Origin of the sequence: Rhizobium sp. 9140, from assembly GCF_900067135.1 — a bacterium.
Taxonomy (GTDB): Bacteria; Pseudomonadota; Alphaproteobacteria; order Rhizobiales; family Rhizobiaceae; genus Ferranicluibacter.
Window position 1 is genome coordinate 475,627 of the sequence record NZ_FJUR01000001.1, and the last position, 14,557, is coordinate 490,183.

12 protein-coding genes are annotated in these 14,557 nt (G+C 63.5%); 2 read left to right on the plus strand and 10 right to left on the minus strand.

From position 1 onward, the window contains the following. Position 1: 1 nt before the first annotated feature. The 9 genes from GA0004734_RS02195 to GA0004734_RS02235 all read right to left on the minus strand — a co-directional run bounded on the left by GA0004734_RS02195 (position 2) and on the right by GA0004734_RS02235 (position 10,670). Positions 2-1,429 carry a mannose-1-phosphate guanylyltransferase/mannose-6-phosphate isomerase gene (locus GA0004734_RS02195; protein WP_092935788.1) on the minus strand — a complete coding sequence of 476 codons (1,428 nt, stop codon included), beginning with the start codon at positions 1,427-1,429 and terminating at the stop codon, positions 2-4. A gap of 239 nt (positions 1,430-1,668) precedes the next feature. After that, positions 1,669-2,073, minus strand: coding sequence for a F0F1 ATP synthase subunit epsilon (locus GA0004734_RS02200; RefSeq protein ID WP_092930806.1), 405 nt, complete (start codon positions 2,071-2,073; stop codon positions 1,669-1,671). A gap of 100 nt (positions 2,074-2,173) precedes the next feature. Continuing rightward, complete coding sequence (gene atpD / locus GA0004734_RS02205; RefSeq protein ID WP_092930808.1) at positions 2,174-3,634, minus strand: F0F1 ATP synthase subunit beta; 1,461 nt, start codon at positions 3,632-3,634, stop codon at positions 2,174-2,176. 23 nt (positions 3,635-3,657) lie between these two features. Next, positions 3,658-4,539 (minus strand): F0F1 ATP synthase subunit gamma, encoded by an 882-nt coding sequence (locus GA0004734_RS02210; RefSeq protein ID WP_062596308.1) that lies wholly within the window; start codon positions 4,537-4,539, stop codon positions 3,658-3,660. Positions 4,540-4,588: 49 nt separating this feature from the next. Then, a complete protein-coding gene (gene atpA, locus GA0004734_RS02215) occupies positions 4,589-6,118 on the minus strand; it encodes a F0F1 ATP synthase subunit alpha (protein WP_092930810.1) in 1,530 nt (509 codons plus the stop codon). Continuing rightward, entirely contained in the window at positions 6,118-6,678 is a 561-nt protein-coding gene (locus GA0004734_RS02220; protein ID WP_175386190.1) for a F0F1 ATP synthase subunit delta, read from the minus strand. The genes atpA and GA0004734_RS02220 overlap by 1 nt, the downstream gene beginning before the upstream one ends. Before the next feature lie 255 nt (positions 6,679-6,933). Beyond that, positions 6,934-7,320, minus strand: coding sequence for an AGROH133_08824 family phage infection protein (locus GA0004734_RS02225; RefSeq protein ID WP_092930814.1), 387 nt, complete (start codon positions 7,318-7,320; stop codon positions 6,934-6,936). Between the two features lie 103 nt (positions 7,321-7,423). Then, entirely contained in the window at positions 7,424-9,640 is a 2,217-nt protein-coding gene (locus tag GA0004734_RS02230) for a primosomal protein N' (protein WP_092935790.1), read from the minus strand. 61 nt (positions 9,641-9,701) lie between these two features. Then, positions 9,702-10,670, minus strand: coding sequence for a GNAT family N-acetyltransferase (locus tag GA0004734_RS02235; RefSeq protein WP_092930816.1), 969 nt, complete (start codon positions 10,668-10,670; stop codon positions 9,702-9,704). 139 nt (positions 10,671-10,809) lie between these two features. Between GA0004734_RS02235 and GA0004734_RS02240 the strand changes: the two genes are divergently transcribed. After that, positions 10,810-11,745, plus strand: a complete 936-nt coding sequence (locus GA0004734_RS02240) for a tyrosine recombinase XerC (RefSeq protein WP_092930818.1) — start codon at positions 10,810-10,812, stop codon at positions 11,743-11,745. A gap of 103 nt (positions 11,746-11,848) precedes the next feature. Beyond that, on the plus strand, positions 11,849-12,943 hold the full coding sequence (locus GA0004734_RS02245) for a TraB/GumN family protein (protein ID WP_092930820.1): 1,095 nt from the start codon (positions 11,849-11,851) through the stop codon (positions 12,941-12,943). Between the two features lie 121 nt (positions 12,944-13,064). Here GA0004734_RS02245 and leuC read toward each other — a convergent pair whose 3' ends face one another. Next, on the minus strand, positions 13,065-14,474 hold the full coding sequence (gene leuC / locus GA0004734_RS02250) for a 3-isopropylmalate dehydratase large subunit (protein ID WP_092930822.1): 1,410 nt from the start codon (positions 14,472-14,474) through the stop codon (positions 13,065-13,067). Positions 14,475-14,557 lie beyond the last annotated feature (83 nt).

Sequence of the window (14,557 nt, forward strand, 5' to 3'; positions counted from 1 at the left end):
CTCAGAGCCGGCCGAACTCGTCATCGAGACGCACGGTGTCGTCGTCGGAGAGATAGGACCCCGTCTGGACCTCGATAAGCTCCAGCGGGATCTTGCCCGGATTGGCAAGCCGGTGGGTCACGCCCTGCGGCACATAGATGGACTCGTCCTCGTTGAGAAGCCGCGTCTCGTCGCCCAGCGTCACCTCCGCCGTCCCTTTCACGACCACCCAGTGCTCCGAGCGGTGAAAATGCTTCTGCAGCGAGATCTTGCGCCCGGGTGCGATCGACAATCGCTTGACCTCGAACCGCTCGCCGCTGAGCACCGAGGAGACCGAGCCCCATGGCTTGTAGGAGGTCGGATGAACCTCCGTCAGGCTGCGGGTCGCCTCCGAGCGTGCGAGTGCCTTGACGATCTGGCCGACGTTCTGGCTGTCGGCAAGACGGCCGACATAGACTGCATCCTCACTGGCGACGACGGCGATATCATCGAGGCCATGAACGGACACATGAATGTCGCGGGAGAGAACCAGCGAATTACGGGTATCCGAAACGCTGGCCTTCTGGCCGACGACGTTGCCCGCCGCGTCCTTCTGGCCGACGGCCCAGACAGAGTCCCAGCTGCCCAGATCCGACCAGGGGAAAGACGAGGGAACGACAGCCGCATGGGCCGTGCGTTCGAACACCGCGTAATCGACCGAAATATCCGGCGCCTGCGAGAAGGCCGCCGCATCCAGACGCTCGAAATCCAGATCCCGCCGGGACGCCTCGACGGCCGCGAGCGCGCTGGCATGCACCTCCGGCGCGAACTTTGCGAGATCGGCGAGAAAATGGCGGATCGGCAGCATGAACATGCCGGAATTCCAGAGATAGCGGCCCGTCGCCAGCAGCGCCTCGGCCTTCTCACGGTCCGGCTTCTCGACGAATCGCGCGACCGTCCGGGCACCCCCGGCAAGCTCATCACCCGTCTCGATATAGCCGTAACCCGTCGCCGGCTCGGTCGGTGTAATGCCGAAGGTCACCAGCATGCCGGCTGCCGCGGTATCGCGCGCGAGCCGGATGCAATCCTGGTAGGTCTTGTTCGCATCGATCTCGTGGTCGGAAGCCAGCACCTGAATGATGGCGTCGTCGTCATGGTCGCGGGCCACGACGAAGGCTGCAGCCGCCAGTGCTGGCGCCGTGTTGCGCGCAACCGGCTCCAGGAGAATCGAGGACAGACGCGCGCCGACGGCCTGCGCCTGTTCGGCGACGATGAAGCGGAACTCAGCATTGGTCACGATGACGGCGGCATCGTAGATCTTCGGATCCGAGACGCGCTGCAGCGTCTTCTGGAACAGCGAATGCTCGCTCAGGAACTGCAGGAACTGCTTGGGCGCGGTCGAGCGGGACAGCGGCCACAGCCGCGTTCCCTTGCCGCCGGCCATGATCACCGGAACGATCTTTGCAGCCACCACCATGTCCTTCCCTGCCTCCGCGGCATTGAGCTCGCGTGCAAGCATTGTCGCGACCCGTTGCTAATACCCGCCCGCTCGAGCGCGTTCGACGAGCGCCGACGGAGCTATAAATTGCTGTTAAAGCGGATGTCCATCGTCCGTCGGTCTAGGTGACAGACGGCGTAACATATGCATATTCCCGGCGGCCGTAAGGCGAACATAAAAAAACCGGCCGAAGCCGGTTTTCGTCATCTCGGTCAGCCCGAGACCGTCTCGTTGAGCTGCGTGAGCTCGGAGAGGAAATTCTCGATCTTCGTACGGTGCTCGTCGCCATGATGCGGTTGGTCGAGTTCGGCACGGGCCGCCTCGATCCGCCGCTCGACCAAAGCGACATCGAATTCGCTGACCGGCACGGCCGATTCTGCGAGAACGGTGCAGCCGGTCGGCAGGATGTCGGCAAAGCCGCCGAACACGACATAGCGGTTCGTCTCGCCGCTCACCGTTTTCACGGTAATGACGCCCGGCTTGATCGTCGTCATGGTCGGAGCGTGGTTGGCCATGACGGTCATCTCGCCGTCCGTTGCCGGAATAACCACTTCGCTGATCTGCTCGGAAAGCAGCAGACGCTCCGGGGAAACGAGCTCGAGTTTGAAATCAGCCATATCAATTCAGCGAATAGCGAATAGCGAACAGGTTGAGGAAACCGTCCCGCAAATATTCACCTATCCCTATTCGCCACTCCCTATTTGCTATTGGCTTCGATTAAGCGGCTTCAGCAGCCAGACGCTTGGCTTTCTCGACGGCCTCTTCCATCGAACCGACCATGTAGAAGGCGGCTTCCGGGAGATGGTCGTATTCGCCATTCACGAGGCCCTTGAAGCCCTTGATCGTGTCTTCGAGCGCAACCAGCTTGCCCGGCGAACCGGTGAAGACTTCGGCGACGAAGAACGGCTGCGACAGGAAGCGTTCGATCTTGCGGGCGCGGGCGACCGACAGCTTGTCGTCTTCCGACAGTTCGTCCATGCCCAGAATGGCGATGATGTCCTGAAGCGACTTGTAGCGCTGCAAAGTCGTCTGCACTTTACGAGCAACTTCGTAATGCTCTTCGCCGACAACCATCGGGTCCAGCATGCGCGACGTCGAGTCGAGCGGATCCACAGCGGGGTAGATGCCCTTCTCGGCGATCGAACGCGACAGAACCGTCGTTGCGTCGAGGTGAGCGAACGAGGTCGCAGGCGCCGGGTCGGTCAAGTCGTCGGCGGGAACGTAAATGGCCTGAACGGAGGTGATCGATCCCTTGGTCGTGGTCGTGATGCGCTCCTGCATCTGGCCCATGTCCGTTGCCAGCGTCGGCTGATAGCCAACGGCCGACGGGATACGGCCAAGCAGAGCCGAAACTTCGGAACCAGCCTGCGTGAAGCGGAAGATGTTGTCCACGAAGAACAGAACGTCCTGGCCTTCGTCGCGGAACTGTTCGGCGATCGTCAGGCCCGTCAGAGCGACGCGAGCGCGGGCGCCCGGCGGTTCGTTCATCTGGCCATAGACGAGAGCAGCCTTGGAGCCTTCGCCGCCGCCATGCTTGTTCACGCCCGACTCGATCATTTCGTGATAGAGATCGTTGCCTTCGCGCGTGCGCTCGCCCACGCCGGCAAACACCGAGTAACCGCCATGCGCCTTGGCAACGTTGTTGATCAGTTCCATGATCAGAACCGTCTTGCCGACGCCGGCGCCGCCGAAGAGGCCGATCTTGCCGCCGCGTGCGTAGGGGGCAAGCAGATCGACGACCTTGATGCCGGTGACGAGGATCTGTGCTTCCGTCGACTGTTCGACGTAGGACGGCGCTTCCTGGTGGATGGAGCGCTTGCCGGACGTGATCAGCGGACCTGCTTCGTCAACGGGCTCACCGATGACGTTCATGATGCGGCCGAGCGTTTCCAGGCCAACGGGAACCGTGATCGGGGCGCCGGTGTCCGTTACCTTCTGACCGCGGACGAGACCTTCGGTCGAGTCCATCGCGATGGTGCGAACGGCGTTTTCGCCGAGGTGCTGGGCCACTTCAAGAACCAGGCGCGAACCGTTATTGTCGGTTTCGAGCGCGTTCAGGATCGACGGCAGCTGGCCTTCTTCGAAAGCAACGTCGACGACAGCGCCGATAACCTGCGTGACGCGGCCGACGGCAGCGGTCGTCGCTGCGATGTAGTTCGGGGTCGCTGTATCAGCCATGTTCTTACCCTCTTGTCCTAACCTTAGAGCGCTTCCGCGCCCGAAATGATCTCGATGAGTTCCTTGGTGATCTGAGCCTGGCGCTGGCGGTTGTAGCTCAGCGTCAGCTTGTTGATCATCTCACCGGCATTGCGCGTGGCATTATCCATCGCGCTCATCTTCGCGCCCATTTCGCCCGCGACGTTCTCGAGCAGCGCCCGGAACACCTGGACCGAAATATTGCGCGGAATGAGGTCGCTCAGGATCTCGCCCGCATCCGGCTCGTATTCGTAGATGGCGGCAGAACCGGTGTCAGTCGATGCTGCTGCGGGAACGGCGGCCGGGATGAGCTGCAGCGCCGTCGGAACCTGGCTGATCACCGACTTGAACTCGGAGTAGAACAGGGTGCAGACGTCGAACTCGCCCTTGTCGAACAGGCCGATGATCTTCTTGCCGATCTGGTCGGCATTCTCGAAGCCGATCTTCTTGACTTCGCGCAGATCCACGCGGTCGATGATCAGCGAAGCAAACTCGCGGCGAAGGATATCATAGCCCTTCTTGCCGACGCAGATGATCTTGACGGTCTTGCCTTCGGCCAGCAGCTTGCGGATATGATCGCGCGCAAAACGCGCGATCTGGCTGTTGAAGCCACCGCAAAGACCGCGTTCCGCCGTGCAGACCACGAGGAGATGCGTCTTGTCGCGGCCGGTGCCCGTCATCAGAAGCGGCGCACTATCGTCCGTGCCGACCGCCTGGGCGATGTTCGACAGGACGATGCTCATCCGCTGCGAATAGGGCCGTGCGGCCTCGGCCGCCTCCTGCGCACGCCGAAGCTTCGCCGCGGCGACCATTTTCATCGCCTTGGTGATCTTCTGCGTCGCCTTGACGGAGGCGATCCGGTTCTTCAGATCCTTGAGAGAAGGCATCCAGTATCCGTCCTAGGTAGCGTCTGCGGGTGCGTCTTTAAGCAGGCGATCAGGAGAAGGTCTTTGCGAATGCGTCGATGGACGCCTTCAGCTTGCCCTTGGTGTCGTCCGAAATGGCCTTTTCGGTGCGGATCGTGTCGAGCACGCCCTTACCTTCGGAGCGCATGTAGGACAGCAGGCCCTGTTCGAACGGACCGACCTTGTTGACGGGGATCTTGTCGAGGTAGCCGTTGACGCCGGCAAAGATCACCGCAACCTGTTCTTCCGTCTTCAGCGGCGAGAATTGCGGCTGCTTTAGAAGTTCGGTCAGGCGAGCGCCGCGATTGAGCAGGCGCTGCGTCGAGGCATCGAGGTCCGAACCGAACTGAGCGAAGGCCGCCATCTCGCGGTACTGCGCAAGCTCGCCCTTGATCGAACCGGCAACCTGCTTCATCGCCTTGACCTGTGCGGCGGAGCCGACGCGCGAGACCGAGAGGCCGACGTTCACGGCCGGGCGGATACCCTGGTAGAACAGGTCGGTTTCGAGGAAGATCTGGCCGTCGGTGATCGAGATCACGTTGGTCGGAATGAACGCCGAAACGTCGTTGCCCTGCGTTTCGATGACGGGGAGAGCGGTCAGCGAACCGGCGCCCTTTTCGTCCGAAAGCTTGGCAGCGCGCTCGAGAAGGCGCGAATGCAGGTAGAAGACGTCGCCCGGATAGGCTTCGCGGCCCGGCGGACGGCGCAGCAGCAGCGACATTTGTCGGTAGGAAACGGCCTGCTTAGACAGATCGTCATAGCCGATCAGCGCGTGCATGCCGTTGTCGCGGAAGTATTCGCCCATCGCGCAGCCGGCGAACGGTGCGAGGTACTGCATCGGAGCCGGGTCGGAGGCCGTAGCGGCAACGATGATCGAGTACTGCAGGGCGCCGCGCTCTTCGAGCACCTTGACGAACTGCGCAACCGTCGAGCGCTTCTGGCCGATGGCGACGTAGACGCAGAAAAGCTTTTCGCTTTCCGGGCCGCTGTCGTGAATGGCCTTCTGGTTCAGGATCGCATCGAGAATGATCGCGGTCTTGCCGGTCTGGCGGTCACCGATGACAAGCTCGCGCTGGCCACGGCCGACCGGGATGAGCGCATCGATAGCCTTGAGGCCGGTCGACATCGGCTCATGCACCGACTTGCGCGGAATGATGCCGGGCGCCTTGACGTCGACACGCGAGCGGCGCGATGCGTTGATCGGGCCTTTGCCGTCGATCGGGTTACCGAGAGCGTCGACCACACGGCCAAGCAGTTCGGGGCCGACCGGAACGTCCACGATGGCGCCCGTGCGCTTGACGGTGTCGCCTTCCTTGATGGCCCGGTCCGAGCCGAAGATGACGACGCCGACATTGTCGGCTTCGAGGTTGAGCGCCATGCCGCGCACGCCGCCGGGAAACTCGACCATTTCGCCCGCCTGGACGTTGTCGAGACCGTAAACGCGGGCGATGCCGTCACCGACGGACAGAACCTGGCCGACTTCGGAGACCTCAGCCTCCTGGCCGAAGTTTTTGATCTGATCTTTGAGAATTGCGGAAATTTCCGCGGCGCGGATATCCATCAGCCGACCTCTTTCAGTGCAAGCTTAAGGCTCGAGAGCTTTGTGCGAAGGGAAGTGTCAATTTGGCGGGACCCGACCTTGACGATCAAACCACCGAGAATAGACGGATCGACGGTGACGTTGATCGCCACCTCTTTGCCGGTGACGCCCTTGAGCGCCGCCTTCAATTCAGCCTGCTGCTGATCGCTCAGCGCATGCGCCGAGGTGACCTCGGCAGAAACTTCGCCACGATGGCGAGCGGCCGTCTCGCGGTACGACCGGACGATGCCCGGGACGGCGAAGAGACGGCGGTTGCGGGCGACGACCTTGAGGAAGTTGCCGACGAGACCGGCGAGACCGGCCTTTTCGACGATCGCGGAGATCGCCTTGAACTGGTCGTCAGCCGAGAAAACAGGGCTGAGAATAAGACGCTTGAGATCGGCGCTATCGTCGATCATAGCCTGGAAACGATCGAGATCGGCCTGTACGCTTTCGATCGAACCAGCTTCCTGCGCCAGATCGAAAAGCGACGACGCGTATCTTTCTGCAACACCGGAAATGAGGTCGGACGTATTTGCCACGGGCGCGCTTCTCTTGCTGCGATCCAAGAGCGGTCTTCAGAGAACCCGAAAACCGAACACATTGAATTTGTTGCTATATCCTCAAGGACATCCTGGCCTGACAGGCCCGGCTCCCCCACGAAGTCGGGGTTCGTCTAGCATAGGAAAAGTGGACTCGCAACACGCGAGGGGAGCGATTGCACGTTCCTCGGGCCAAATTCTGCCCAAAAGCGGGAGTGTGATGGCCTCGGCGAGGTGTGATGCGGGGTTTACAGCTTACAGGAAGCCGAAAACATAGGCCAATGGCAGGATGGCCAGCACCATTTGCACGAGAACAAACAGCCAGTTCACGAGCGTGTTACCTTGATCCGAGAGCATTGACAGGATGCGCCCGAAGGCCGCGAGTGCGAAGGCCGAGCCGAGCGCGAGATAGACCATCGGCTGGGCCAGCACGATCGCGGCCAAGCCGAGGCCGAGCGGAAAGCCGCCGAGTGTCGAGCGCGCTTCGGCATAGCCGCCGCGCCGGCCATCCCGGAGCGAGAGGCCCATGACCCGGAACGCGAGGCGCGGCGCAAACAGGAAAAAGAGGCTCATGACGCAGGTCGCCACGGCGCTGAGGAAGGCGAGGAACTCGCCGGTCTCGGTCGGTATATACAGATCCATCGCCGCGATCCCATGCGCCTGTCATCGTCATCGTCCGGCGTCGCGCCGGTCTGCGCAGATTTAGAGCAAGTCCGTGCGGAAGGGAATCGCGCGCAGCCGACGGTCAGAGGAAACTTTGCGGATCGATATCAAGTTGGACCGCCACCGAGCCCCGCACCTTGGGTCCCGCCGCGATCATCGCTCGCATGAAGGCCTGCATGTCGCTGTTGCGCCGGCCGTGAACGAGCAGCCGGAAACGATGGCGACCGCGAACCACGGCCAGCGCCGCTTCGGCAGGGCCGAGCACCGCAATGCCCGAGACCTGCGGTGCTGCCTGTCGCAGGCCACGCGCATGCGATTCGGCGTCTGCGCGGCTATCGGCTGAAACGATGACGGAGGCGAGACGCCCGAACGGCGGCAGCACCGCCCGCTCGCGCTCGCCGATCTCGCGCTCGTAGAACGCCTCGGCATCGCCGGAGACGATCGCCTGCATCACCGGATGCTGCGGCTGGTAGGTTTGCAACAGGCCGCGGCTCTTCAGGCCCGTTCGTCCGGCGCGGCCCGTGACCTGGCTCAAAAGCTGAAACGTCCGTTCGGCGGCCCGCGGATCGCCATTGGCCAGCCCGATATCCGCATCCACGATGCCGACGCAGGTCATCATCGGGAAATTATGGCCCTTCGCGACCAGCTGCGTGCCGACGACGATATCGGCCTCGCCCTTGGCGATGGCCTCGAGCTCCAGCCGCAGGCGTTTCACGCCCATCAGGTCGGAGGACAGCACGATGGTGCGGGCTTGTGGAAAATGCCGGTCAACCTCCTCGGCGATCCGCTCGACGCCCGGCCCGCAGGCGACGAGATGATCGAACGTGCCGCATTCGGGACATGCCTCCGGCGTGCGCTCGGCATAGCCGCAATGATGGCACTGGATCTGGTTGCGAAACCGGTGCTCCACGAGCCAGCTGGAACAATTGGGACACTGGAAGCGATGTCCGCAGACGCGGCAGAGCGTCAGCGGTGCATAGCCTCGCCGGTTGAGGAACAGCAGCGCCTGTTCGCCCTTCTCCACCGCCTTGCCGATGGCAGAGAGCAGCACCGGCGACAGAAAGCCGCCGCGCTCCGGCGGATGCCGGCGCATGTCGATCAGGCCGAGATCCGGCATGGCGGCCGCGCCGAAGCGGGTGCGCAGATGGATCGGTCGATAGCGCCCGACCTCGCCATTGACCCGGCTTTCCACCGATGGCGTCGCCGAAACGAGCACGACGGGGAAATCGCCGAGCCTTGCCCGCACGACCGCCATGTCGCGCGCATTGTAGAACACGCGATCTTCCTGCTTGTAGGCGGGATCGTGCTCTTCATCGATGATGATAAGGCCGAGATCCTCGAACGGCAGGAACAGCGCCGAACGCGCGCCGGCCACCACCCGCACGCCGCCTTCGGTCACCTGCCGCCAGACTTTTTCGCGGGTACGGGGCGCAAGATCCGAATGCCATTCCGCAGGCTTTGCGCCGAAGCGCGTCTCGAACCGATCGAGAAAGGCAGCCGTCAGGGCGATTTCCGGCAGAAGGATCAGCACCTGCCGGCCCTGCCGCAAGGTTTCGGCTATGGCCTCGAAATAGACCTCCGTCTTTCCGGAGCCGGTGACGCCGTCGATCAGCGACACGGAGAATGTCTTCTGCGAAGCCGACGCGATCAGCGTATCCGCAGCCTCGCGCTGGATCTCTTCCAGCTCGGTCACGGCATAGTCCGCATCGGGCGCGGCCACTACGGGCGGCGGCGGCATGAAGGCGGTCTCGAACACGCCCTGGGATCGCAGGCCCTCCACCACGCTGGTCGAGACGCCGGCGGCATGAGCGAGGCCCGAGCGCGTCCAGAACACGCCATCGGACGCCGTTTCCACCACGCGCGTCCGCGCCGGCGTCATCCGGTCCGGGCGCCGGTCGGTCAGCCGCAGCCCCTCGACCATCGGCTCGGGATCGAAAGCGGCGGGGACGCGCAGCGCCATGCGCGCGACGAGCCCCGGTGGCGACAGCGTATAGGCGGCCACCCAGTCGAGAAAAGCGCGCATATCCTGTGAAAGCGGCGGGCAATCGAAGACCTGCGTGATGGATTTCAGCTTCTTCGGATCGACGGCCGGCCCGTCGGTCGCATCCCAGACGACACCCCAGACCTGTCGCGGCCCGAGCGGCACCTGCACGATCGAGCCCGGCTGAACCGCCATGCCCTCCGGCACCAGATAGGAATAGGCCTTGTCCGCAGGCATGGGCACCAGAACCGGCACGACCCTGCCCGGCATCTCCGGGGAGGCCTTGTCCCCGAACAGATCAATCGAATCGCCCGTCATCGCGGCGGACATTGCTCCCCCGGGCGCAGAAAGAAAAGAGGCGGCGATTCGATGCGCGTCTTCAGAGCCCGAGCGGCACAGGGAGCCGACTTGCGGCGGTCGGTGCCGCGACAATCGTCTTTGCTGCCTGCACGGGCTGGAACACGGCATCGCCATCGCACGCGAGAGCCGTCACCGTATGCCGCTCCAGCGCCCGCGTCACCTCGGCCGTATCCCCATCCAGCGCGTCCGGCGGAATGAGATGGCCGACGGTCATGTCGAAGACGTTGCCCTTCTTGTTGAGCAGCTCATGGAACACGGTCATGTCGCGCAGCTCGGTCGACCATTTGGCCAGCCAGTAGAACAGGCCGGAATTGCGCGCCTGCATGTGCACGGGGAGAATGGCGAGGTTGTGCTTGCGGGCGAAGCCGACGACGGACGTCTTCCAGGGCCGCTCGTTCAGACGGCCATCCGCCCAGTAGGCGATGCGGCCCGAGGGAAACAACACGGTCGCCTTTCCCTCGGCAATCGCGCGGTTCGTCACCTGCAGCGTCTCGCGCGCCTTCAGCTTGCTCTTGTGCTCGTCGCGCCATTCCACGGGAATGATCATCTCCACGAATCGCGGATTGACGCGGATCGCATCCCGGTTGGCAAAGAACATCATGTCCGGACGATGGGCCTTCAAAAGGTCGAACACCGCGACGCCATCGGCAATGCCGGTCGGGTGGTTGCTGACGAGGAGGAACCCGCCTGCGCGCGGAATACGCTCCTCATGCGCCACGCGAATATCGAGCGACAGCGTGTCGCTCAGATACTGGAAAGCCTGGAAACCCGGAAGATTGGCAACGCCGTTCGCAAATTCCAGCGCCTTTCGGTAGTTCAGAAGCGTGTAGAGCGCCGGCCGCATGACGGGCCACAGCGGATGGTGGACGATGCGCTGTCCCCGCTCCGCAATCAGCGTATCCACGATATGTCCGGGCTGCCCCTGGGAGACGAGCGACACCGCTTCCGCGAACTGAGAGAAACCGCCTGCCGAGCCATGTCGTGTCATTGTCGTCCCGCCGCCGCATCTCGCTCACCTATGGCAAATGAATATGATTGAGCGATGACGGATTCCAAGAGGACGTTAGCAATTCGGCAAGAGGTGTGCGCCCAGACTTGATGTTTCCTCGGCAGGCAAGGGCTTCGACATGAATGAATTTCTGGTCATCGGAGATGCCGTGCTGATGGCCGAGCGCGAGGCATGGCTGAAGTCGCTGTCGAACGAGCGGCGGCTGTCGGACAAGACGGTCGAGGCCTATGAGCGCGATACGCGCCAGTTCCTCGCCTTCCTCACCGGTCACCTCGCCGGCCCTCCCAAACTGTCGGACATCAAGGCGCTGCGGCCGGGCGACCTGCGCGGTTTCCTCGCCACCCGCCGCCGCGATGGCGCGGGCGCCCGCACGCTCGGGCGCGGCCTTGCCGGCCTGCGCTCCTTCCTGCGCCATCTGGAGCGCAAGGGACTGGTGAATGCGGCCGGCGCCGGCGCGGTGCGCTCGCCCAAGCAGCCGAAATCCCTGCCGAAGCCGCTGACGGACACGGATGCCCTGGCTGTGGTTGCAAGCGATGCGCAGCTGAGCGAGGAGCCGTGGATCGCCGCCCGCAACGAAGCGGTGCTGACGCTGCTCTACGGCTGCGGCCTGCGCATTTCCGAGGCGCTCGGGCTGACCGCCGACGATGTTGCAGGCACGCCGCGCGCGCTCCGCGTCACCGGCAAGGGCGGCAAGACGCGCATCGTGCCGCTGATCGCGCCCGCGTTCGATGCCGTGCACCGCTACCTCGCGCTCTGCCCCTATGCGGCCGAGGGCAATGACCTGATCTTCCGGGGCGCCAAAGGCGGCGTTTTGCAGCCGGCGATCATCCAGCGCGAGATGCAGCGCCTGCGCGGGGCGCTCGGCCTGCCCGACACGGCGACGCCCCATGCCCTGCGGCACTCCTTCGCCACCCACCTGCTGGCCGATGGCGGCGATCTGCGCACCATTCAGGAACTGCTCGGCCATGCCAGTCTCTCGAGCACCCAGATCTATACCGGCGTGGATTCCGCACGCCTGCTCGACATCTACGACCGCGCCCATCCCCGCGCCTAACGCCTGATACGAGACCACAGGCAACCGGCATTAACCATGCAGCTTAATCCGCCGTGAGGTCTGAAGCGCTAGGGTGACGGGAACCGCCAGGAAAGGACGACCCGTGCCCGCGACGACCCCTACAAGACGACCCCTTGCCGCGTATTATGCCAGCTTCCTTGTCGATAACATCGTCTCGCTGGCCGCACTGCTGCCCGTCATTCTTCTCGCAGCCCTCGTCGTCGCCTTCCTCGGTATAGGTCGCGCCCATGCCGAAGAGGTCGCCTGCAACGGCGTGAACCTGCTCGAACGCTGGGAAAAGACCGCGCCGGATCGGATCGCCCGCGTCGAGGCCGAAGCGGCGCTCGTGCCGAACGGTACCGGCACATTCTGGAAGATCGAAAAGCCGGGCGTCCCCGCGTCCTATCTGCTGGGAACGATGCATGTCACCGATCCCCGCGTGCTGACCATGCCGAAGGGTGCGCACGAAGCCTTTGCATCGGCCTCCACGGTCATTGTCGAATCGGACGAGATCCTCGACGAAAAGAAGGCGCAAGTGGCTCTGTTCTCGGACCCGAGCCTGACCATGTTCACCGATGGCAGCACGATCGAAAGCTATCTCGATGCAGACCAGAAGGCGATCCTGACCGAGGGCCTGAAGGCGCGCGGCCTGCCGTTGCCGACCGTCGCCCGCATGAAGCCATGGATGATCGCAAGCTTCGTCTCACTGCCCCCCTGCGAACTCGGCCGGAAGGCCGGCGGTGCCGTGTTCCTCGACCAGAAACTGGCGCAGGATGCGGTGTCGCAGGGAAAGACCCTGAAGGGTATGGAGACCATGGTCGAGCAGATCCGCGCGCTCAACGACCTGCCGATGGCCTTCCATATCTCGGCGCTCGTCGATACGCTGAAACTCGGCAACCTCGTCGAAGATGCCATGGAAACGACGACAGAACTGTATCTCGACGGCCGGATCGCCACCATCATGCCGATGCTGAAGGCCGCGTCCGAGACCGTCGACGGCAGCGACTCCGAGAAGGAATCGGTCGCCTTCGAACAGCGCATCGTCACCGATCGCAACCACGTCATGGCCACCCGCGCCCGTCCGAGCCTCGATGCCGGCAGCGTTTTCATGGCCGTCGGCGCCCTGCATCTGCCGGGACCGGAAGGCGTGGTCGAGCTTCTCCGCAAGAACGGCTTCACGCTCACCGTGATGCCCTGAACGTCATGCCGTGAAAGTCATGCCCTAAACATACGGCCCGAGCCCGTGTCGGACAAAGACAAGCGCCGCCTCCGAAAACCGGAAGCGGCGCTCTTTGCGATCGGACAGATGAACGCCCGGCTTACTGCCAGGTGCGGATATCGACGAAGTGACCTTCGACCGCAGCAGCCGCCGCCATGGCCGGAGAGACCAGATGCGTGCGGCCCTTGAAGCCCTGACGGCCTTCGAAGTTGCGGTTGGAAGTCGAGGCGCAACGCTCTCCGGGCTTCAGCCGGTCGTCGTTCATAGCCAAGCACATGGAGCAGCCCGGCTCGCGCCAGTCGAAACCGGCCGCCTTGAAGATGACGTCGAGGCCTTCGGCTTCCGCCTGCTCCTTGACGAGGCCCGAACCCGGCACGATCATCGCGGAGACGGTCGGTGCCACCGTCCGACCTTCGACGACCTTGGCGACTTCGCGCAGGTCCTCGATACGGCCATTGGTGCAGGACCCGATGAACACGCGGTCGACCGCGATATCGGTGATCTTCGTCCCCGGCTTCAGGCCCATATAGTCGAGCGCCCGCCACTTGGAGACGCGCTTGTTCTCGTCCTGGATCTCGTCCGGATTGGGAACCACGCCCTGAACCGAGATGACGTCTTCCGGCGACGAGCCCCACGAAACGATCGGCGGCAGCTCGGCAGCGTTCAGCACGACGACGCGGTCGAAATGCGCGCCTTCCTCGGTATTCAGCGTCTTCCAGTAGGCAATCGCCTGCTCCAGCGCTTCGCCCTGCGGCGCACGCGGCTTGCCCTTGATATATTCAAAGGTCTTTTCGTCCGGCGCGATGAGGCCGGCGCGGGCGCCGCCTTCGATCGTCATGTTGCAGATGGTCATGCGGCCTTCCATCGACAGCGCGCGGATGGCTTCGCCCGCAAACTCGATGACGTGGCCCGTGCCGCCGGCCGTGCCGATTTCGCCGATGATGGCGAGGATGATGTCCTTCGCCGTCACGCCTTCGGGCAGCTGCCCGTCGACGCGCACCAGCATGTTCTTCGCCTTCTTCTGGATCAGCGTCTGGGTGGCGAGCACATGCTCGACCTCGGACGTGCCGATGCCGTGCGCCAGCGCGCCGAAGGCGCCGTGCGTCGACGTGTGGCTGTCGCCGCAGACGATGGTCATGCCCGGCAGGGTGAAGCCCTGTTCCGGCCCGACGATGTGGACGATGCCCTGTCGCTTGTCGGAGGCCGAATAGTATTCGACGCCGAAGTCGGCGGCGTTCTGGGCCAGCGCTTCCACCTGGATGCGGCTTTCCTCGTTCTTGATGCCGAGATGGCGATCCGGCGAGGTCGGAACGTTGTGATCGACGACGGCGAGCGTCTTCTGCGGAGCGCGCACCTGACGGTTCGTCAGACGCAGGCCTTCGAACGCCTGCGGGCTCGTCACTTCATGGACGAGGTGGCGATCGATATAGAGAAGACAGGTGCCGTCATCCTGCTGATCGACGACGTGGTCGTCCCAGATCTTGTCGTAGAGGGTCCGTGGTGCGCTCATGGCGTGTCATCCATTGGAAAGAAGAAATCGGAAAAAGCCGGCTGGTCTGCCGGTAGAGATCAGGCTTCAAAAGCCGGGGCGGG

Coding starts and splice junctions, on each gene's coding strand:
- GA0004734_RS02200 (WP_092930806.1), bottom strand. CDS start 2,073: ATGGCTGATTTCAAACTCGAGCTCGTTTCCCCGGAGCGTCTGCTGCTT.
- atpD (WP_092930808.1), bottom strand. CDS start 3,634: ATGGCTGATACAGCGACCCCGAACTACATCGCAGCGACGACCGCTGCC.
- GA0004734_RS02210 (WP_062596308.1), bottom strand. CDS start 4,539: ATGCCTTCTCTCAAGGATCTGAAGAACCGGATCGCCTCCGTCAAGGCG.
- atpA (WP_092930810.1), bottom strand. CDS start 6,118: ATGGATATCCGCGCCGCGGAAATTTCCGCAATTCTCAAAGATCAGATC.
- GA0004734_RS02225 (WP_092930814.1), bottom strand. CDS start 7,320: ATGGATCTGTATATACCGACCGAGACCGGCGAGTTCCTCGCCTTCCTC.
- GA0004734_RS02230 (WP_092935790.1), bottom strand. CDS start 9,640: ATGACGGGCGATTCGATTGATCTGTTCGGGGACAAGGCCTCCCCGGAG.
- GA0004734_RS02235 (WP_092930816.1), bottom strand. CDS start 10,670: ATGACACGACATGGCTCGGCAGGCGGTTTCTCTCAGTTCGCGGAAGCG.
- GA0004734_RS02240 (WP_092930818.1), top strand. CDS start 10,810: ATGAATGAATTTCTGGTCATCGGAGATGCCGTGCTGATGGCCGAGCGC.
- leuC (WP_092930822.1), bottom strand. CDS start 14,474: ATGAGCGCACCACGGACCCTCTACGACAAGATCTGGGACGACCACGTC.